At 66.3% G+C, this 19,677-nt stretch carries 15 protein-coding genes and 1 tRNA gene; 9 read left to right on the plus strand and 7 right to left on the minus strand.

Annotated features, from left to right (window positions below):
- The first annotated feature begins 14 nt into the window (after positions 1-14).
- A complete protein-coding gene (locus HD596_RS02120; protein WP_185067622.1) occupies positions 15-665 on the plus strand; it encodes a hypothetical protein in 651 nt (216 codons plus the stop codon).
- 171 nt (positions 666-836) lie between these two features.
- On the opposite strand, the gene HD596_RS02125 is transcribed toward HD596_RS02120, so the two are convergent.
- Positions 837-1,085 (minus strand): hypothetical protein, encoded by a 249-nt coding sequence (locus HD596_RS02125; protein WP_185067623.1) that lies wholly within the window; start codon positions 1,083-1,085, stop codon positions 837-839.
- Positions 1,086-1,221: 136 nt separating this feature from the next.
- Positions 1,222-1,992, minus strand: coding sequence for a transposase family protein (locus tag HD596_RS02130; RefSeq protein WP_185067624.1), 771 nt, complete (start codon positions 1,990-1,992; stop codon positions 1,222-1,224).
- A 595-nt stretch (positions 1,993-2,587) separates the two neighbouring features.
- Between HD596_RS02130 and HD596_RS02135 the strand changes: the two genes are divergently transcribed.
- The 7 genes from HD596_RS02135 (at position 2,588) to HD596_RS02165 (ending at position 13,852) form a co-directional block, all read left to right on the plus strand.
- Positions 2,588-3,319 (plus strand): vWA domain-containing protein, encoded by a 732-nt coding sequence (locus HD596_RS02135; RefSeq protein WP_185067625.1) that lies wholly within the window; start codon positions 2,588-2,590, stop codon positions 3,317-3,319.
- Positions 3,316-4,701: a protein kinase domain-containing protein gene (locus HD596_RS02140; protein ID WP_185067626.1), complete on the plus strand. Its 1,386-nt coding sequence runs from the start codon at positions 3,316-3,318 to the stop codon at positions 4,699-4,701. Before HD596_RS02135 ends, HD596_RS02140 begins: the two co-directional genes overlap by 4 nt.
- Before the next feature lie 178 nt (positions 4,702-4,879).
- Positions 4,880-7,993: a DEAD/DEAH box helicase gene (locus tag HD596_RS02145; protein ID WP_185067627.1), complete on the plus strand. Its 3,114-nt coding sequence runs from the start codon at positions 4,880-4,882 to the stop codon at positions 7,991-7,993.
- A gap of 13 nt (positions 7,994-8,006) precedes the next feature.
- On the plus strand, positions 8,007-9,485 hold the full coding sequence (locus HD596_RS02150) for a hypothetical protein (RefSeq protein ID WP_185067628.1): 1,479 nt from the start codon (positions 8,007-8,009) through the stop codon (positions 9,483-9,485).
- Positions 9,472-11,811 (plus strand): AAA family ATPase, encoded by a 2,340-nt coding sequence (locus tag HD596_RS02155; RefSeq protein WP_185067629.1) that lies wholly within the window; start codon positions 9,472-9,474, stop codon positions 11,809-11,811. Before HD596_RS02150 ends, HD596_RS02155 begins: the two co-directional genes overlap by 14 nt.
- Before the next feature lie 2 nt (positions 11,812-11,813).
- Positions 11,814-13,487, plus strand: a complete 1,674-nt coding sequence (locus HD596_RS02160) for a DUF2357 domain-containing protein (RefSeq protein WP_185067630.1) — start codon at positions 11,814-11,816, stop codon at positions 13,485-13,487.
- Between the two features lie 17 nt (positions 13,488-13,504).
- On the plus strand, positions 13,505-13,852 hold the full coding sequence (locus tag HD596_RS02165; protein WP_185067631.1) for a hypothetical protein: 348 nt from the start codon (positions 13,505-13,507) through the stop codon (positions 13,850-13,852).
- A gap of 86 nt (positions 13,853-13,938) precedes the next feature.
- On the opposite strand, the gene HD596_RS02170 is transcribed toward HD596_RS02165, so the two are convergent.
- Positions 13,939-14,703: a transposase family protein gene (locus HD596_RS02170; protein ID WP_185078239.1), complete on the minus strand. Its 765-nt coding sequence runs from the start codon at positions 14,701-14,703 to the stop codon at positions 13,939-13,941.
- Between the two features lie 362 nt (positions 14,704-15,065).
- On the opposite strand from HD596_RS02170, the gene HD596_RS02175 reads away from it, so the two are divergent.
- Positions 15,066-15,142 (plus strand) — tRNA-Arg (locus tag HD596_RS02175).
- Between the two features lie 673 nt (positions 15,143-15,815).
- On the opposite strand, the gene HD596_RS02180 is transcribed toward HD596_RS02175, so the two are convergent.
- The 4 genes from HD596_RS02180 to HD596_RS02195 all read right to left on the minus strand — a co-directional run bounded on the left by HD596_RS02180 (position 15,816) and on the right by HD596_RS02195 (position 19,644).
- Positions 15,816-16,250 carry a hypothetical protein gene (locus tag HD596_RS02180; protein ID WP_185067632.1) on the minus strand — a complete coding sequence of 145 codons (435 nt, stop codon included), beginning with the start codon at positions 16,248-16,250 and terminating at the stop codon, positions 15,816-15,818.
- A 55-nt stretch (positions 16,251-16,305) separates the two neighbouring features.
- Entirely contained in the window at positions 16,306-17,226 is a 921-nt protein-coding gene (locus HD596_RS02185) for an IS3 family transposase (RefSeq protein ID WP_185067633.1), read from the minus strand.
- 177 nt (positions 17,227-17,403) lie between these two features.
- A protein-coding gene (locus HD596_RS02190) for an IS3 family transposase (protein ID WP_376775816.1) occupies positions 17,404-18,620 on the minus strand; the annotation gives its coding sequence in 2 pieces (ribosomal slippage) (positions 17,404-18,311 and positions 18,311-18,620; 1,218 coding nt in all).
- Positions 18,529-19,644 (minus strand): IS110 family RNA-guided transposase, encoded by a 1,116-nt coding sequence (locus HD596_RS02195; RefSeq protein WP_221519140.1) that lies wholly within the window; start codon positions 19,642-19,644, stop codon positions 18,529-18,531. The genes HD596_RS02190 and HD596_RS02195 overlap by 92 nt, the downstream gene beginning before the upstream one ends.
- Positions 19,645-19,677 lie beyond the last annotated feature (33 nt).

Below are 19,677 nucleotides of genomic sequence, written 5' to 3' on the forward strand. Positions count from 1 at the left end.
CAGAATCAGCGTTCATGAACAGCAGCCTCCGTCGCCGTGCGGCAGCCAGCCTGCCGCACGGCGACGGAGGCGCATATAGGAGGGAACCCGGCTTGAATCCTGCAGATTTCCAAGAGTCAGTACGGCGCTATCGAAGCTTGTTGAAAGAGGTGGCATGGATGGGCGAAGGGATGGCATGGACGGTGATCGTGCCGGAGTCCGAGAGCCTTTCTCTCGACGAGGTGGGACGCCGTGTCACCGGTGGCGCGACTCCACAGTTCCAGGAGTACGAGCCCGGTTACGCCGACCTGACGGCCTTCCGGCTGTCCGGAACGTCGGTGATGCTCTTCCAAGCCGAGGGTTTCACGCCTGTAGGGGAGCAGCCGATGCTGGGGCGCGTCAGCTCGGGTGCGCAGGTCTGGCATGTGCAGTGGAACATCACCGGAGCCCGCAGGCTGCTCTATGCCGCCGACGGCGGGGTCGTGGCCGAGGTCCGCGACTTCGATCCGAAAGGGATTCACGGCACGAACGCCGAGGCCCTCCGGGAAGAGGCGGCTCTGCTCGGTGGCACCCGGGACGCGTTCACTGTCCGGGCGAAGGCCATGGCGATCGTGGAGCAACGGACGAACGTCCGGCTGGACAGGGAGTGGCTTGATCATCCTCAGCCCTCCCTGGAGATCGACTGAGCCTCGCGGGCGCTGGAGCCGCCATGCCCGCCCACGGGTCAGGGAGATGGTGGGGTGGGCGGCCGGCTTGGTACCGGCGAAGATCACGGTGCGGCGCGGTGACCGGCGGCGATCACTCTTGCTGACACCTGGGTCTGCTGATTTCCCGGCAGAGCCCGGCGACAGCAGTCGCTATCCGTTCCCGGTGACCTGCCGGGCTACGCGCAGTTCGGCGTCGCGGACACGCCGGAACCGGTCGAAGTCCCGGCGGTGGGCGGCGATGGCGTCGAGCTGAACGGCCTTGTCAGCGGCGGACCGGGCGGCGACCAGCCCGGTTGCCCGCTTGCAGCCGATGTCGGCCGTGGCGACGGCGAGCCCCCGGGGCGAGGCGTGGCCGGGTTTCGCCCACGCCGGATCGGGGGTTGAGGAGTTCCTCCTCAACCCCCGTCCTCCGGCGAGCAGCCGAGCTGTTCGCCGGCATCATCAAATGGACGAACTGGCGGGATGGTCAAGGAACCATCAAACTGCCGAACCAGCCGACCTACTACGGCGACGTATCCCTTAATGCTTTTCATCCTCACGCTGCCTGCGCAGCTCGGTGATTCTGAAGGACAGCGATGGCCTTGCAGAGGTGGCCAGCCTTGCTGGGGCTGCAGCGTAGCTTGCGGAGGATCTTCCAGCTCTTCAGCTGGGCGTTCGCTCGTTCACCGGGACCCCGAAGTCTTGCGTGGGCACGGTTGGCCTGCTTCTGGGATTCAGGCTTGTTCTTGCCCTTGTATGGAGTGAGCACCGGACCTTCGGCCCCCTGATACGCCTTGTCGGCCAGGGTGATGATTCCGGCTGCCTCCAGCGCGCGCAGGATGCCCCAGATCCGGGCGGCGCTTAGATCGTGGGCTTTGCCGGGCAGCGCTCCGGAGGTCCACAGGATCGTCCCGTTCGGTGAGGCGATGACCTGGACGTTCATACCGTGCACGCGGTGCTTGCCGGAGAAGTACGGCCGGTCGGCGGCGATCCGGTCGGTGCGGATCAGCGTGCCGTCCAGCACCAGGTAGTGCAGCCCGTCCCGCTTCGCCTTGCGCAGCGCCTGCCCGAGCTTCGGTGAGCGGGCCGACAACAGCGCAACCGTCTCCTCCACATACCGCCAAGCGGTCGCGGTCGACACCCTGAACGCCCCGAGTTCGCTGAATGTCTCGCCCTTGCGCAGGTAGACCAGCACCAGCAGCGCTTGCTGCCCCGGGTTGAGCAGCCGCCAGACCGACCCGATTGTCTTGCGGTGCCGGCGGATCACTCCGGCGACGTAGTTCAGCGTTGAGCGCGACAAATCGACGGCGGCGCGATAGAAAAGCATCCGAGGCCCCTGGTTGTGACGGATCTGGTTGTGGTGATCAATCCATCTACCAGGGGTTTCTTGCGTCGTCAGGCGAACGCCAGGCTCGCGATCACGCTGTGACCTAGCAACCCGCCGCCAGGGGATGCAAAAGCCTCACTGGAGCACGGAAGGCAACGAACGACGTGCCGGCAAAGCGTCAAGGGCACGGGATACACGCAGAATAACCTTGAAAGGGTACGGACCGTGCATTCGTTTGCGCAGCTCAGACTATATATCAGGGCGTACAAGCCGCACACCCCCACTGCGGATGTCGGCTGGGCGAAGCCGAGACGATTCGCTCACTTCGCCACTCGATGGCCGTGGCTGGAGTGATCGAAGCTGGGGCCTTCCTCTCGTAGGGTCCCGCGCCGGGCGGTGCGGTAGGCTCTACTGCCCTAAATCATCCGAATTTGCACTTTTTATGGCATAAGCTACATCACGACCAAAGAGGGGCTTTGAGAACTTCATGTCCCATTTCCGGAAAACCTGAGGCTTTGGTGAAACTCCTACGCATCCGCCGCGCAGAGCCGCTACCTTAGCGCGTGCCGTAGCTCCGCCGTTGACAGATATCGACGTGAGCGAGAAGCTGGTCGGCTTTGTGTTGCGCAAAAAAATGGCCAGGAGGCAACCATTGAGCGCCGATCCGTCGTCTGAAACGCCGATGGCCGCGCGGCAGCGACGCCCACCGCGTCCCCTGCCGGTCTTCGTTCTTGCCGACATCAGCGGCAGCATGCACGGTGAGAAGATCGCCGTGCTCAATGACAGCATGCGCGTGATGTTCTCCGCCTTCGCCACGGAGGATTCGCCCCGAGGCCAGATCCACGTCGCCGTGGTGACCTTCGGCGGCGACGAGGCGAGGCTCCACATGCCGCTGATACCGGCGTCGCAAGCCGAGTGGAGCGAAGTCGTGGCTGGTGGAAGGACTCCGCTCGGCGACGCGCTCGATCTGACGCGCCAGCTGATCGAGGATCCCGAGGTCGTTCCCGAGTCGGCCTTCACTCCTGCCTTGGTATTGGTCTCCGACGGCGCGCCCACCGACGATTGGGAGGCGCCGCTCGACGCGCTCCTGTCCGAAGGGCGCGCCGCCAAGGCGGTACGGCTCGCGATGGGCATCGGCAGTGATCGCACTCCCGAGGCCGAGCACGTGCTCACCACGTTCGCCACGCCAGGCTGGGACGTCCTGCGCGCCGACCAGGTCGACGAGATCGCGCGGAGCTTCCGATGGGTCACGGCGAAGGTGACGAGCCAGTTCCGTCAGGTCACCGGACGAGTGGCGCCCCGCCTGCAGGATCTGGACGCGCCATGACCATGACCGTGGAACATTTACCGGAGTATGTCCGTGACGAGCACGGCAACACCTATCAGTTGGACCGTGAGACGCCGATCGGAGAAGGCGGCCAGGGTGTGGTGCTGCGGGTTAAGCGCAGCAGGTTGGCAGTGAAGATCTGCTTTGACGACGGCCAGCCGTCGTTGGGTGACGACATCCGGGAGCGTCTTGATCGGCTCCGCTGGCTTCCGATCGAGGACCTGCCCGTCAGCAGGCCAATCGTCCGGCTCGACGAGCCGCATGTCGGATACGTTATGGAGCTCCTGGAGGACATGGCCTCGATGGAGTCCCTTTGCCAGCCGCCCGCAGGCGACCTCGGTCCCTGGTATGCGAGAGGCGGTGGGCTTAGCCGCAGGCTGCGCCTGCTCGCGAAGTGCGCCGACGTGCTGGGCCGGATGCACGGCCGCGGCATCGTGTACGGCGACGTCTCCCCCGGCAACATCCTCGTCTCGGCAGACCCGGAGCATGACGAGGTCTGGTTGGTCGATGCGGACAACCTGCGCGTCGAGAGCTCTCCGGCTGACCGTGTGGTGAAGACGCCGTTCTACGCCGCGCCGGAGCTGTTGCGGCGGCTCAGCGGCAACACACCGTTCAGCGACGCCTACTCCTTCGCCACGATCGCCTACGAGACGCTGGTCGCCAACCACCCACTGTTAGGCGACCTTGTGGAAGACGGCCCCGTCGAGTACCAGGAGGATGTCCAGCGCGGGCTGCTGCCGTGGGTCGGCCACTCCGACGACGACAGGAATCGCTCCTCGCACGGACTGGAGCCCGGTCTGGTCCTGACGAAGCGGCTGCGGGCACTGTTCGAGCAGACCTTCGAAGAAGGTGTCCGCACTCCGTATCGCCGTCCAGGACTCCACACCTGGGCGGACGCACTACACGCCGCGGCCGATCTCACGATCGTGTGCCCTTCGTGCCGACAGACGTACTATGCGTTCTGCACGTTCTGCCCGTGGTGTCGGGCGGAGCCGCCACAAATCGTGGTAGTCCAAGCGCACGACGTACTTCCGGCGGGGTTCGCCGACAGGGCGCAGCACTTGGCTCCCCGGACGGAGTATCTGGTGCTCCAGGGAGGCCAGCCGGTCAACGTGACAGCGCGGCTCACGCGAGTGCTCGGGGGCGACGCGCACACCTCAGTCGCGCGCTTGACCTGGAACGGTGCCTACGACGTGACCGTGCGCAACGTGGGCACCACCGCGATGAGACGGGTCCCGGCTGCGGGTGGGGCAGGCCGGATGGTCTTCCCCGGATCGGAGTTCGTCGAGGACGTACGGATGCCGTGGTTCCTGCACTTCGGCGAGGACAGCCGCGTCCATCGTGCGCTGACCTTTATGTTGCCACGGCGATCGGAGGGCTGACGTGAAGGCCCATGAACTGCACACGGGAGAGGCCGTCCCTGTCGAATTGCAGCTGTGCGGCACCCCGCAGGGATGGCTGCGGAATCCGTCAGCGGAAGTGTTCCTCAAAAGGCCCGCGCCGGGCTCCGCGCACGACGTCGTCGTCGTTCCCGTTGGCGGCGGAACGCCAGTGCAGGCGATGGCGGTCGATCGGGCCCAGCTTGACGCCGTGCTCGACTCGGGCATGAAGACCGTGAGCTGGGTGCTGACGGGTACGCGTGAAGCCCGTGACCCCTTCGTCGTTCAGTGCCACCTGTTCCCCGGCGTTTCGCTGGGTGAGCGTCTCGTCATCGGCGTGGACGACTACGTGGCGGACCAGGTCCGCTCATCGGCGGGCTCCCAGAGCGTCTACACCTGGCTAGGAGAAGAGTTCACGCTCTCACCCGGCCCCTCCCGGATCGTCCACAGCGGCGGCCCAGCCGACACGGAGACCCCGGAGGTGCGCCCCTTCAGCATGCACGGCCGCCGCTGGATCGCTGACGTGGGGCTGCGCGACGACCGGCTGCAGATCGTTCGCATCGTGCCCAGCGGCAGAAGACAGCCGAGCCGCTGGATCAGGATCAGCGAGGTCGAGCTGTCGTTCGTAGACGTCGCGGAGGCGGTCGCGACGGAGCAGATACGCGCGATGCTCGCCGGTCTCATGGAGGAGGGACGCTCCTATATCGAGATGTGGAGTGCCTACAACGACATCGAGCGCGAGGCGCTCGTGGAGGAGGCTCTCAGGCTCAAGTCGGCGCGCTACGAGCGGTGGGAGCTGCTGCCCGACGGGCTTTGGCGCTTCCACCTCGCTGGCGACGAGCGCTCGGCAGCCTTTCTACGCGCGCTGAAGTCCTACGAGGGAAAGCTCGACCTCGAGGCGGGTAGCGATCTCCCGCCGGAACTGACAGGCGACCAGAAGTCCCGCGGCGGCCAGACGGTGTCCGGCACCCTCGCCGGCGTGCGGCCGGACATCGACGCGATCGATGTCACGCCGCTGCGCGACGACCTCGACGCCGATGATCCGTCCACGTCCGGGCACCTGTTCCGCGCGCTCACCGGCGACCGGATCCGGCTGAGCCGACGTGAGCAGGCCAAGCGCCGGATCTGGTCCGGCCACGCGGAGATGCGCGGCCTCGCCCAGTTGATCGAGGGCATCGACGTCTCAGCGGGCACGCCGCGGCGGATCATGGGGGAGAGCGAAATACTCTCCCAGGCGGTCAGAGACGTCTTCGGCGGAGGCGGGCCCACCGACGCGCAGCGGGCGGCGCTGAAACTCGCCCTGACCACGCCTGACATCCTCCTCGTCCAGGGACCTCCCGGCACCGGCAAGACGCAGTTCATCAGCGCCCTCCTGCACTGCCTGGATCAGATCGACGAGAAGGCGCTCGCGCTCAACCGTACTTTGATCACCAGCTACCAGCACGACGCGGTCGACAATGTCGTGGGCAAGGCACGCCGCAGGGGAATGCCGCCTACCCGGGTGGACTCCCGGCCAGGGCGTCAGGCTCAGAGCGCCCGTAGCTGGCGCGAGGAGACCCTGGCGAGACTCGACGAATACCTCCAAGAGCACCGCCCCGACGTCAGGGCCAGGCAACACCTGGACGACCTACGGCGCATTGCCGCTGCCTACGATGCGCACCCGGCGACCGCCCGCGACCTACTGGATCTGCTCGACAAGGTCAGGCGGTCGGTGGGAGAGCTGCTTCCGCCTCCGTTGCGCGGACGTCTCGACCAGGCTCGTGCTGCCGTCCACGGACGCATCAACGCTCAGCTGCACCTGGCCGCGCCCGTACGCAGAACCGCGCTCGCCGTGATCAGGTCGATCCGCGTCAGCGCCGAGTCGTTCGCAGATGACGGCCCGGAGCGCGCCAGGACGGCACGCGCTCTGCTCGACCGCTACGGCCTCCTCAACGAGGGGGACCACGCCCTGCTGGACCAGGCGGCGGACCAGCTTGACAGAGGAGACGTGCAGGCCGTGATCGACGAGCTGCGGCTTCTGTGCGTGCGGCTGTTCGACCGAATCTCCGCCGAGCGGCATCTCGAGGGCACGACCGGTCGCGACCCCGCCATCCTCGTGCTGCTCCAGGACATTGTCGACGCGGTCGAGGAGCGCGTGGCGGCCAAGCCGGACAATGTCGGTGAGGTGCTGCGCGCCTTTCGAGCCGATCTCCAGGATGACCTGTCTCTGGTGGAGGCGACGCTGCGCCGGTACAACTCCGTGCTCGCGACCACGGTCCAGCAGGTGGACTCCAGCGAGATGCACCGAATCGTGGACGCGCCGCTGCCGGTCTTCGACACCGTGATCGTCGATGAGGCGGCCCGGGCCAACCCGCTCGACCTCATGATCCCGCTTGCCTGCGCGCGCAAGCGCATCGTCCTAGTCGGCGACCACAAGCAGCTTCCGCACGCCCTGGAGCTGAAGCTGGAGAGGGAGTTGCGCCGTACGAACCGCATCAGCACTTCCTCCGACCTGTCACGCAGCCTGTTCGAGCGGTGGTTCGACATGTTCGATGGCATCGAACCTCGGCTGCGCACGATACGGCTGGACGAGCAGTTCCGCATGCATCCCCGCTTAGGGGAGTTCGTGAGCAGGGTCTTCTACGGCGGCCCGCGCGCGGTCCGGCCGCATCCGTCCACGCACGCGCTCACCCACTCCCTGCAGCCCTACCACGGAAAGGTCGCCGCGTGGATCGACGTTCCGCACGAGACGGGTGGCGAGGAGAGGGACGGCCACAGCTTCGTCCGCGAATGCGAGGCGAAGCGGCTCGTCAGCGAGCTGGCCGCCCTGATGGCGGTGGACGCCAATCGTAGGCTCAGCTTCGGCGTGATCACCTTCTATAAGGCGCAGCAGCTACGGCTGGAAGATCTTCTCGTGGACGCGGGGCTCGGCGTCAAGGACGACAAAGACCGTTTCGGGCCGATGCCTCATATGGCGTGGACAGACGAACGCCGTCCCCGCGAACGCCTGCGCGTCGGCACGGTCGACGCGTTCCAGGGCATGGAGTTCGACGTCGTCCTGCTTTCCGTCACCAGAAGCAGCCCGTGGTCGGACGAGCCCGGCTCGGCGGTCAGGCGCTACGGCCACCTGCTCCGCGACAGTCGCATGTGCGTGGCCATGAGCAGGCAACGTCGGCTGCTCATCGCTGTGGGCGACCCGGCGATGGCTGATCGTGACACGGCTCCACACGACCAGCTCCTCGGCCGGTCGCTCGCCGAAGGACTCGTTGCCTTCCGCGAGCTGTGCGAAGGGAGGCATGGTGTCGTTCGGTCCTGACACACCCGTGCTGATGTCAGAGTACGTGAGCTATCGGGGCAGGCTGCAATGGCTGCTCTGGCCGGCATGGCAATACCGCGTACTGGCACCACTGGTCTACGAGCAGCACCTCAACGCCTTCCAAAAGGCCGTGCTAGGTCTCGCCCGAGCCGGACACCGCAACACGACGACTATGGCCGAGCTGCTGCAACTGCACCCGGACCTGCTCGAACTCGTCCGCGACGACCTGCGCCAGCTCTCCTACCTCGACCAGCACGGCGTGGTAACCGAGCGTGGGGCCGCGGCCATGAAGGACGGCTTCCTCGATCCGGACAAGACCATCGTCACCTATGTCTACCAGGACCCCGTCACAGGCACCCTCTGGCCGGCCTCTACTCAGGAGCCGCAGATCGCTCCGGCGCAGTGGGAGGGCGTCAACCGCGCGAGCGTGCGATTCCGGACTGCGGGCGCGCCGCTACATGTGTCGGCCCTGCCCGTCCCTCCGCCCGCTATGGGTCCTTCCGTTGGGCCGCCAGGCCACGAGGACATCGTCGAGGCGGTCTCACGCGGTGAACGCCTCGGCAGGCGGATTCGACGCGACCGACCCTGGCAGCAGGCGCCGCCGGAACGCGTCGTGGCCCGCGTCTCGGTGGTGAGCGCCGGGCAACCGGTATTCCTGCCTGTCGCGCTCGGGCTGTCCAAGCAGGCCAAGGAAGGCGTCGCGAGCGTGACCTGGGTCGCGCGCAATCCGTTCTCCGGACGGCCCAGCACATACCTGCGGCGGCTCGTCGCCACTCAGGCACAGCACAGCCCCCCGTTACGCGGCGCCATCGACAAGCTGCTCGGCCGGTCGAGCCAGGCCCTGTACGCGGAATTCGACCAAATGGATCGGGAGATTCGCCGGAGGCTGGCGGAGGACCTGGAGGCACGATTCACCCATCGCATCCGCGACGAGCAGGCGGTGTTAGAACTGCTGACGCTCCTGGAACGCGACATCAACAGAGTGCGGCGGCCCGGCGACCACACCGCCGAAGTGGCCGACGTCGTGCGCAACGCCTGGCGACTGCACGAGGTCGTGCTGCGCGTTCTCGTGCGCCGCCGACGTGTGCCGATCGCCAGGAACGAGTCCATACGCGAGCGCCTGACCAGAGCGCTCACGGAGCTGGGCCTGCCGTTCTCACAATACGCGCCGATCAAGGCTGCGGACTGGCGCACGATCTCAAAGGCGTTCAACAACCCTGACAGCGCCACTTCCCCCAGCCTGCTCGCCGCCGCCACTCTGTCGGCCGCCGCCGGGGACTCCGCCCACCCCTTCCGCAGGCTCGCCGCCCATCGGCGAACTTTAATCACCGACCTGACGAACCTCTCGAAAGACCGCAACTCCCCCGGCTCGCACGCGGGGCTTACCCCGCTCAGTCCCGCGTTCGCCGAGCTCGCCTGGCAACTGGCGCAGGAGACCGTTGCGGCACACCTCAATCTGCCGATACCGAAGGGAAACGATGTCGAAGCGTAGTCGCCGCTCGGGCAGCACCAGGGAGAACAACGGCACGAGCGTCGCCAGGAAGACCGAGGCGCTCAAGACCCTGCTGGAGCGGGCTCGACAAGCCGATCCAGCAGAGGTGGAGGCAGTCATGACGGCGGAAGGCGTGCCGGCCGCCGACATGACTGCCATGACAATCGAGCCTGCGGACGTCACGCGGCTGGGCGAGGTGCTGGACGCGCTGGACATGCAGCGTCTGGCGTACCAGAAATGCGCCACGGCAGCCAGCGAGCGGGAGCGCCAAGCCGAGGAGACCCGCAAGTCGCTGGAGGAGGAGCGCCGAAGCCTCGCCGGCGAACGCCAGAACCTGGCCGACCAACAAACCAAGATCCAAAAAACGAGTCTGGCCTTGGCTGCACGCGAGGAGCAACTCCGCGCCCTCGAGCAGGACGCGGAAGAGGGCTTCGTCGCCGCTGCGGCGAACGCCCACCAGGCTCTGACGACCGAGCTGACCCGTCGCCGCGACGATTTCGACCGGCGGCTCCAAGAGGAGGCCGACGCCCTGCGGGACGACCATCGGCGGCGGTTAGCACGGCTCGACGAGGACCGCGTCGAGTTCCAGGCCGCCCGCGACACGCTGAAGGCAGAGCAGGCGGAGCTGCGCGCCGCGCTCGCCGAGGCGCGCCGTACGCAGATCGCCAGTGAGCGTCGCGATGCGGCGATCGAGGCCGAGGTGGCCGCGCGAGCGGCCGCCGAGATCGCGGCGGTGCAGGTGGAGCTGCACACCACGACTATGCGGGCGGACGCCGCCGAGCAGCTGGTAGACGAGCTGTCGGCCAGGCTGAGGAGGCTGGAGAGCGACTGGGAAAGGTACGGGATCGAGGACCCAAGCCACATCCTCGACCAGCTCAACGCTGTCAAGGAGGCGAATAGGGACCTCCGCGACAAACTCGCCACCCGACTTGACGACGACACGCTCGACCGACTACGCCGTCTGGAACAGCAGAACCGCGAACTCAACGCCGAGCGCGAGCGACTCGGCTACGAGCTGGAGGAACTGCGCGGCCAGGCGCTGGCGAACCGGATCAGCAACCTCCAGGTCAAGCAGCTCGCCGACGCCGAACAACACTTCGCCATCCTCGAACGCGGCTACCAGACACGCATCGGAGAGCTGCGCGCGAGCGTGGAGGAGCTCTATCGGGATCGCCCCGATCCCACATCGCCACTGTTCCCAAACTGCGTCGCCATGGACGACGATGACGAGCTGAACGAGGAGGGCGTGCTGGTGGACGAAGCGCCCGACTTGGCGGAGCTCGCGCTCGCCCTCCAAGCCAAGATGTTCACCGGGTCCGATCGGGCCTACCGGCTCAACGACGTGTGCGCCGCGCTCGGAGGCATGCACATGAGCAGGCTCCACCTGCTGGAGGGCATCAGCGGTATCGGCAAGACCTCGCTGCCCAAGGCGCTGGCGCGAGCACTCGGCACCGACTGCGTGGTGATCGAGGTCCAAGCGGGCTGGCGCGACCGCCACGACCTCATCGGCCACTACAACACTTTCGAGAAACGGTTCGACGAGTCGGAGTTCCTGCAGGCCATCTACCGGGCGCAGACACCGAGATTCCGCCACCGCCCCTATTTCATAGTGCTCGACGAGATGAACTTGTCGCGTCCAGAGCAGTACTTCTCGGTGTTTCTGTCCAAGCTCGAGAACAACGACGGCAAGCCCATCCAACTCGCCCCCACTGGACTGGGCAGACAACCCAACTGGATGGTGGGCGGCAAGGCGATCCATCTGCCGGACAACATCTGGTTCGTCGGCACTGCCAACCAGGACGAGTCGACGCTGGAGTTCGCAGACAAGACCTACAACCGCTCGTTCGTGCTGGAACTGCCCGCCGTACGGCCGTGGGTGCCGCGCTCGGCCGCGCACGCCGCGCAGCCGTACAGTGTTACAGCCTTGGACCAGGCCTTCCGCGGGGCGAGGAAAACGCACGCCGAAGCGGGAACGAAGGCACGCGAGTTCGTCAAGTCACTGCGCAACGACCTCTACGAGTTCGGCAGGGTGCAACTGGGCAGCCGGGTGGAGAAACAGCTGGAGAGGTACGTGCCCGTGGTGGTGGCCGCGGGCGCCGGCCAGCAGCAGGACGACTCCGGACAGGACGGCCTAGCCTTCGCTATTGACCAGTTCCTCTCCTCGAAGGTGCTTCGCCAGCTCCGCACCAGATTCGAAGTGACCGTCGAGCATGTGAAGAAGATCGAGGCCAGCCTCCTCAACGAGTGGGACAACGGAGGCATGAGCGGAATGCCCGAACGGTCCATGCGTACGCTGGAAGACGCACGCCGTCGGCTGGACGGCTGATCATGAGCGCTCCGGACCTGCTGATGTCATCCTCGGTCATCGCCGTGGCACACGCGCTGCGCCGAACGTCGAGCGTGACCGGCTGGCTGCGCGAGAACGTCTTCATGCCCGACACCAAAAACCGATCCGGACTGAACGCGCTGGACAAGGCGATCATAGAAGACTGGCGGGCGTTGAAGACGGTGTGCTGGCGCCCCCACGACCGGCTCGAGACCAGGCCGGAGATCGTACGCGCGGCGCGGGCTCGCCGCGTGCCGCCGGCTGGCCTCATGCGCTTGGCAAGCCACACCGCGGACTGGGCCGGTTTCGAGCACGGACGCATTCATCCGCACCGGCTGCTCTCGCTGAACTTTGCCGAGAACCTCGACTTCTACGAGAATCGGGTGGCAGCCCAGCTCGTTGATCGGCTACGCGCCTATTTGACCACCCGCATCGACGAGCTCGACAATCTTGCACGGAGCATGGCCGACCTGGATCAATACCGCTACCACGACGCTTTGGGGCGAGCGCAGTCATGGCGGAAGACCGACAGGCTCGCTCACCTGGTGGCTGCCGCCGTCGCCAGCACCGAGGGGCAGGCCGTCGTCGTCCAGGAGACCGTTGCGACGCTGCGTACGGCCCGCGAGCGAGTACTGGGGCTGCAGAGCTCGCCGGCCTACCGGCACGCCAGCCGCCGTCTGCGGGTTCCGCTAAGGCTGCTCCGCACTAACCTTTTCGCGAACGACGACAACTACCACCGAGTCGGCACCCTCTGGGATCAGTGGTTGGTCCGGCACGAGGCCGAGCGCGACCTGCGGAAGGCGGCCGACGCCGAGTTCAGCTCGTGTTACGGGCTTTATGTGGCGACGCTCGCCGTACGCGCGTGTCAGGTGCTCGGGTTCTCTCCAGTGAACCCGTCCGCCCCTTTCCCGCGATCCGGCTCTGGCATCGATCTGAGCGACTCGAGCAGGACGATCACATGTCATCTCGAACCGGACGGCATAAGAATGTCGATGGACGGGCGCACCCTCGTCCACGTCAAGGCCGTGCAGGAGTCGCTCTCGGCGCATTCCTCGGCCGCCGCCGTCCAGGAGGCGGTCAATCAGCTCTATGCCACACTCGGCGACGACGGCCCGATCATCGTCGCCTATCCAGGGCTTCGCCGCGAACGAGAGAACCTTCCTCGATCACTCCGGCGAGCGCTGCACAGCAGCGGACCGAGCCGCGGCAGTCCCGCCTCACTCATAGGAGTCGTCCCGGTCACGCCACTGGAGATCGAGGGTATCGAGCGTCTGGCACGTGCCTTGCGCTGGGTCGTCCACGGTTTTCCGATGCGGGATGAGTATCCCCCAGCCCAGCTCGCGGGACGGACGCCCACCGCTGAAGACCTGCGAGAGGCAGACGGCGGGCGCGCCCAGCACATTCTGAGGTGCCCACTGTGCGGGGCAGTGAACGCCAAATTTTCCGCCCGTGGTGGTGACACCTTTCATTGCCGCTGCGGGGATTGCGAGGGGACGTGGGGCACCCGCCTCTGCGGCCGATGCAGCCGACGTTATCCGGTCCTGTGGCCGAAGAACGCGAAGGCGGCTGGCGATGACGGCGACCAGCTCGATCTCGCCTTCGGCGCTGACCTCCTGGCGATGCCCTGCACTTCGCCGGAGGCGGGTACCCGTTTTCGCTGCCCATGGTGCGACTGACAAGGAAAGGGCTCACCGTGGTACTCATCAACGTGCAAATCCACTTCTATGGTCTTACGTTCGAGGAGCTTTACAAGTTCGTCAATGCGGCTCGTGCGACCGGCGTGGATCCATCGAGCGAGGTTCCGTTGGTCGAGTGCGAAGACGACTACGAAAGAGTGACGACGGTGACAGGCAGCCAACTCGCACTCAACGACAGAACCTTCAAAGGTTTCCCCGAGCCCCTGAGCGCTGATGAGGCGCAGCAACTCTCCACCGTGCTGGATAGGCTGCTAACCGCAGAGGACCCTCAAAAACTCCGTTCAGATGTCCTGCTGTGGAGGGATCGACTTCGGGAGGCCTGGCATCTTACTGCAGCGATCTGACAACGCATTCGCGACGTGTGCTGCGGTGAAAATTCGGAACATCGTCCCGTCATGCCCGTGCCGTTGACAACAAGACTGAGTGCTTTTCATCCGGCTTCGCGCAGCTGTAGCACGAGGATGGCTTTCACAAGTTGACCTGCCAGAAGAGGGCAGCAGCGGAGTTTGCGCAGGATGCGCCAGGTCTTCAGCTGAGCGTGGGCGCGTTCGCCCGGTGCGCGGAGCTTGGCGTGGGCGGCATTGGCGGCCTTTTGAGAGACGGGCTTGTTGCGGCCCTTGTACGGCACGCGCACGTGCTCGCCCGCGCCGACGTAGCCCTTGTCGGCCAGGACAATCAGGTCGCTGGCGTTCAGGCGGCGCAGGATGCCCCAGATCCGGGCGGCTTTGAGGTCGTGTACCGAGCCGGGCAGCGAGCCGGAGGCCCACAGCGGTGTGCCATCAGGAGCAGCCAGGACCTGGATGTTCATGCCGTGTTTCTTGTGCTTGCCCGAGTAGTAGGGGCGGTCGGCTGCCACCCGGTCGATGGGGATGAGCGTGCCGTCCAGCACCAGGTAGGGATAGCCGGCACGGCGGGCCGCGCGTAAGACCGTGTCCAAGCGGGGCGCGCGAGCGGCGAGCAGGGCGATGGCCTCGCGGATGTAGCGCCAGGCGGTGGCCACTCCGACGCCGAAGCCAGCCGCAACTTCGGTGAGCGTTTCGTCCTTGCGCAGGTGCACGAGCACGAGGAGGGCCTGCTGGCCTGCGTTGAGGCGCCGCCATGGCGAGCGGATCTTCTTGCGGTGTCGGCGGATCAGGTCGGACAGATAGGACAGCGTCCGAGATGACAATGACAGCGCAGCACGGTAGAACAGCAACTCGGAGCCTCTGGTGGACAGGTTGATCTTGGTCGACAACCCTTCTACCAGGGGCTTCTTTACTTGTCGATCAACCTGTCGCCTCCAGCAAGTCCCCGACCTGCAGTTTCAGGTTGGAAAACCTTCACTGGATTGTCGGGGGCCGTCACGGCAGTCCAGTCGGCTGGCACGTGACAGACCACGCGGCAGCCGGATGCCTACGATTGTGGTTGAAATCAGCCCGTCCAGCCGGACACGCACGCGTCCCCCTACCGAAAGTGGCTGGAGGGCCGAAGTACGCGTGAGCAACCATGGCTCGCCATTTGAGGACCTACGCGGGATGATCAAGCCTGTCCCATGCGGGCGCCATAGCGTTTCAGCAGGCCAGCCCATATGCGCGGGCATCTCCGCCCCCACTCTCCTAAAGCGGGTGCCGCAGGTTCGAATCCTGCCGGGGGCACTCACCGAGATCGGCATTTCAGGCGCCTGACCTGCGGTTTCACAGCCGCAGGTCTTTTGTTTTGCGCCCTTGGTAGGTAGCAAACGGTGCCCGCATGCAGCCGTAAGACCATGATCAGGGGACATGCACGGGATGATCTTGAGCGCGTTTCCCAGGTCGAACCGTGGTTCTGGCTATCCCCGCGTCCGACCACCCGCTCCGACCACCCGGACTCCGGACAAATTACAGCCGTTGATCGAGTCAAATACGTGCGTAAACTCCGGCTTGTGGCGCACGCTCGCCCGTCCAAGACGCGGCCGCGCATGGTGCTGGAGAGCGGCACCCAGGCTGTTGACGACGACATGATCTGCGGGCTCCGTGATGGCCTGAAGGATCTCCCAATGTCAGGCATGTCATCCGGGGGCCAGGCGCGCGGCGTCGGGGTCGAGGTGCCAGCCGTGGCGCCGGGCAGCGAAGCCAGCCCGGCGCCTGCGGCAGCGCAGCCCGAACAGCACCCACGATCGAACGCCCAGCGGGCCTCGTCTGCTCCGGGATGTTCGACGCTCGGCCCGCCCCTGAGGGTCGGCCCGAACACGAGACCCCTCCCGAACAGAGATGAACGCAGCGGCCAGTTTGTCAGCCGACCCGGCGTGCCGGCCCTACCTTGAGACTATCTGTTTGCCGAGGTAACGCTTCAGCCGCGCCGGGTGATGCTCCACCACCAGATGGCGATTTTGTGCCTGAGTAGGTACATGTAAGACCAGCGGTGGAGCCAGGCGGGCAGGTCTCTGTGAGGGACATAAGTCCAGAGGTCCGCCGCGTAGTTCTCGGCCACCTCACGCATCTTGGGATCCCGGAGTAGCGGTCTGAGCAGCGCGACAGAGGCGCTGTCTGCTTGGTTCGTCAGCCTGACCATGTGGGACAGGGCAGTCAGTCCTTGGCCTCGCAGCTCGTGCCTGCCCGAAGAGATCGCACGGATCGCTCGTGGCGCGACCACATCGACGTCGGGGCAGTTCAGCGCCAAGCCGATCACCACCGCGCCCACATGTGGTTCGCCTCGGTCGAACGCCGCGTCGACCTCTTCGGGATCGTCGCACCCGATCAGGCCTTCTCCGGTCTCCCAATTCATGCGTCTCGATGAAGGCTAGAGAGCCTTCTGAATCGCCCCGAGTTTGATGGAGACCTCAGCGGTTGATTGCGATGGGTTCGTTGGGGTGGTGTTGAGCGTAGTAGAGAGCTTCGAACTCGTCTGGCGGTAGGTGACCGATCGCTGAGTGCAGGCGGGTGGTGTTGAACCAGGCAACCCATTCGGCGGTGGCAAGCTCGACGTCGGCCAGGCTGCGCCAGGGGCCTCGGGGCTTGATCAGCTCGGTCTTGTAGAGGCCGATCTGTGATTCCATCAGGGCGTTGTCGAGCGCGTCGCCGACGGTGCCGATGGAGGCGTCGATCCCGGCCGCCAGCAGGTGCGTGGTGAACCGGAAAGACGTGTACTGACTTCCCGCGTCCGAGTGATGGATCAAGCCCTGCTCGACCGGATGGCCGGCGCGTTCTCGCCGCCACAGGGCCATGTCCAGGGCGTCCAGTACGAGGGTGGTGTGCTTGGTGAGTGAGGCGGCCCAGCCGACGATCGCCCGGGAGTAGATGTCGATGACGAAGGCCACGTAGACCACCCCGCACCAGGCGGAAACGTGGGTGAAGTCGGCCACCCAGGCGGCGTTCGGCCGCTGGGCGGTGAAGTCGCGCTGCAGCCGGTCACCAGCCCGCTCATGCCCGGGATCGGGTGTCGTGGTGCGCACCTTCTTCCCGCGCCGAGCGCCTTGCAGGCCCAGGGCGCGCATGCGCCGCTCGACGGTGCAGCGGGCCACCCGATGCCCGTCCCGTTGCAGCTGGTGCCATATCTTGCGGGCACCATAGACGCCGTAGTTATCGGCATGGATGCGAGCGATGTGCTCGTCCAACTCGGCGTCCCGCACCACCCGGGCCGAGGGCGGCCGGTTCTTGGCGGCGTAGTACGTGCTGGTGGAGATGGAGCAGCCGTGCTCGGTCAGGGCACGGCAGATCGGCTCGACACCGAACACCTCAGCGTGCTGGTCGATGAAGCTCACGAGTGCGTGTGTGGCCGGTCGAGCTCGGCGATGCTCCTATGTTGTCAAGCCGCGGCTGTGATTGGCTGGTCGCTGACGTCGCAGCCTGAAGCGTCCACGGTCTTGAGGGTGCGATAGACCACGTCGGACAGGCGGCGGCGCAGTAGGGGGCTCGCCCCGAAGTGTGGACACGGGTTGTTATGCGGCGAGCAGCACCTTATCGGTGGTTTGCTGCTCGTAGTCGATAGGGCTGAGGTAGCCGAGGGTGGAGTGTCTCCTTCGGGTGTTGTAGCGGGTGATCCACTTGAAGACGGCCACGCGGGCCTCACGCGCCGAGGACCAGCGCTTGGCGCCCTGCAGCGTTTCGCGTTTGAGGGTGGCGTTGAACGCCTCTGCCGCGGCGTTGTCGGCGCTGGTGCCGACGGCTCCCATGGACTGGCGCACGCCGAGCTCGGCGCAGACCTTGGCGAACTCGGCCGAGGTGTACTGGGCCCCGTGATCGGCATGGAAGATCGCGCCGTGCAGGCTGCCCCGTGTCGCAGCGGCCGCGCGCAGCGCGTCGCTCACCAGCTCGGTGCGCATGTGATCGGCGATCGACCAGCCCGCCAGCCGGCGTGAGCCCAGGTCCAGGACGGTCGCCAGATACAGGAACCGGCCCTCACCGACGGGCAGGTAGGTGATGTCGCCGACATAGCGCCGGTTCGGGGCCGGCGCGGTGAAGTCCCGCTTGATCAGGTCGGGCACCTTGTGATGCGAGAGTTCCGGAACCGTGGTGCGCACCTTCTTGCGCAGGTGCAGCCCGACGATGCCGAAACTGCGCATCACCCGCGCGACCCGCTTGTGGTTGACCGTGTGGCCCCGGGCGCGCAGCTCGGCGGTGATGCGCGGACTGCCGTAGGTGCCGTCGAACGCGCCGTGGATCTGCTTGATCTCCGCGGCGAGTGCGGCATCGGCCGCGGCCCGCTCCGCCCGGGCCGGCGCGGCCTTGCGCCACCGGTAGAAGCTCGAGCGGGACACCTTCAGGACCCGGCGCAGCCGCTTCACGCCGAAGGCGCCCGCGTGGTCGTCGACGAACTCGAAGCGGCTCACCAGTTCGTCTCGCCGGCGAAATACTTCGCCGCCCGGCGCAGGATGTCGCGCTCCATCTCCAGCTCCCGGATCCGCGCCTTGAGCTGCTTGTTCTCCTCTTCCAGCACGTCGTCGGACGATAGCGGGCCCCGTGCCGGCCGCTTGTGCGGGCCCTGCTTCTTCGCGCCCGCGGTGCCGTCCGCCTGGGCCTGACGCACCCAGTTACGCAGCGTCTCCCGGCTGATCCCCAGGTCCTCAGCCACCGAGGCCAGCGTCCGTCCCGGATCGGATAGATACAACGCGACGGCGTCCGCCTTGAACTCCGGCGGATACGACTTCATCGCCACGTGGAACTCCTTGTCTCCGGATCTCCATCATCCGGTACTCAAGGTGTCCACACATCGGGGACAGGGCCCGTAACCGGATAGCCTCGGTACGGGTCTTGCCGTCCGCCATGAGTTTGTCGACGTAGGCCTTGCCAGCCCCGATGCCTCGGGCCTGGGTGACGGCGATCATGTGCAGCGCGCAGTTCATGCGCCGGTTGCCGCCGCGGTTCAGACGCACCCGGCTGCTGTTTCCCGACCACACCGGGATGGGAGCGGTGCCGGTGAAGCGCGCGAAGGCCGCTTTGGAGCGGAAGCGGTGCACGCCGGCGGTCTCCCCGATGATGGTGGCCGCACCGAGCACGCCACAGCCGGGGATGGCCAGCAGTTGCGGGGCCAGAGCGCGCACGAGCCTGCGCAACTGGCTCTCCAACTCGTTGATACGCATCGTCAGCTGGCGGCAGCGCTCCAGCAACTCACGAGCGATCTGCGCGACCACCCCGGGCATGTCCGCTAAGCGCAGGCAGAGCTCATCTTGCAGACAACGCCGGCGCAGGCCACGGGAGGGAATGTCCAGTTCTGGGTCGAGCTCGTGCAAGTGCCAGCGCAGCTGGCTGCAGATCCGGGTCCGCTGGACGACCAGGTCGTCGCGGTAGTCGGCCAGCAGCTTCACCTCTCGTGACGGGCCATCCAGATGCGCGATAGGCAGATCCGGCTCGCGCAGCGCTACTCGGGCGACTGCCAGCGCATCGATCGGGTCGGACTTGCCGCGTTCCCGGCCGCCGCGGCGCTGGCCCGCCATGAGCTGGGTGGTCACGCGCACTACCCGAAAGCCGGCGCGCAGCAGATCGGCCTCCAGGCGCCGGGTCACGTGCCGGCAGTCCTCGATGGCGAACATGACGTCGGGCCATTGGTCCGCCCAAGCCGCAGCATCTGCATGACCGTCCGGGGTTGCGCGGACGGTGCGCTCGGCGAGCTTGCGGCCGACCTGGTCCACGGCGACCAGGGTATGAGTGCGCTTGTGAGCATCGATGCCGATGACGACCAACCGTTCCTCCTGCAGGCTATCTACCAGGCAGCT

Origin of the sequence: Nonomuraea jabiensis, from assembly GCF_014204795.1 — a bacterium.
Classification (GTDB): Bacteria; Actinomycetota; Actinomycetes; order Streptosporangiales; family Streptosporangiaceae; genus Nonomuraea; species Nonomuraea jabiensis.

Excerpts from the sequence above, each read along its gene's own strand:
- HD596_RS02120 (WP_185067622.1), top strand. The coding sequence starts at position 15 with ATGAACAGCAGCCTCCGTCGCCGTGCGGCAGCCAGCCTGCCGCACGGC.
- HD596_RS02130 (WP_185067624.1), bottom strand. The coding sequence starts at position 1,992 with ATGCTTTTCTATCGCGCCGCCGTCGATTTGTCGCGCTCAACGCTGAAC.
- HD596_RS02140 (WP_185067626.1), top strand. The coding sequence starts at position 3,316 with ATGACCATGACCGTGGAACATTTACCGGAGTATGTCCGTGACGAGCAC.
- HD596_RS02145 (WP_185067627.1), top strand. The coding sequence starts at position 4,880 with ATGGCGGTCGATCGGGCCCAGCTTGACGCCGTGCTCGACTCGGGCATG.
- HD596_RS02150 (WP_185067628.1), top strand. The coding sequence starts at position 8,007 with ATGTCAGAGTACGTGAGCTATCGGGGCAGGCTGCAATGGCTGCTCTGG.
- HD596_RS02155 (WP_185067629.1), top strand. The coding sequence starts at position 9,472 with ATGTCGAAGCGTAGTCGCCGCTCGGGCAGCACCAGGGAGAACAACGGC.
- HD596_RS02160 (WP_185067630.1), top strand. The coding sequence starts at position 11,814 with ATGAGCGCTCCGGACCTGCTGATGTCATCCTCGGTCATCGCCGTGGCA.
- HD596_RS02180 (WP_185067632.1), bottom strand. The coding sequence starts at position 16,250 with ATGAATTGGGAGACCGGAGAAGGCCTGATCGGGTGCGACGATCCCGAA.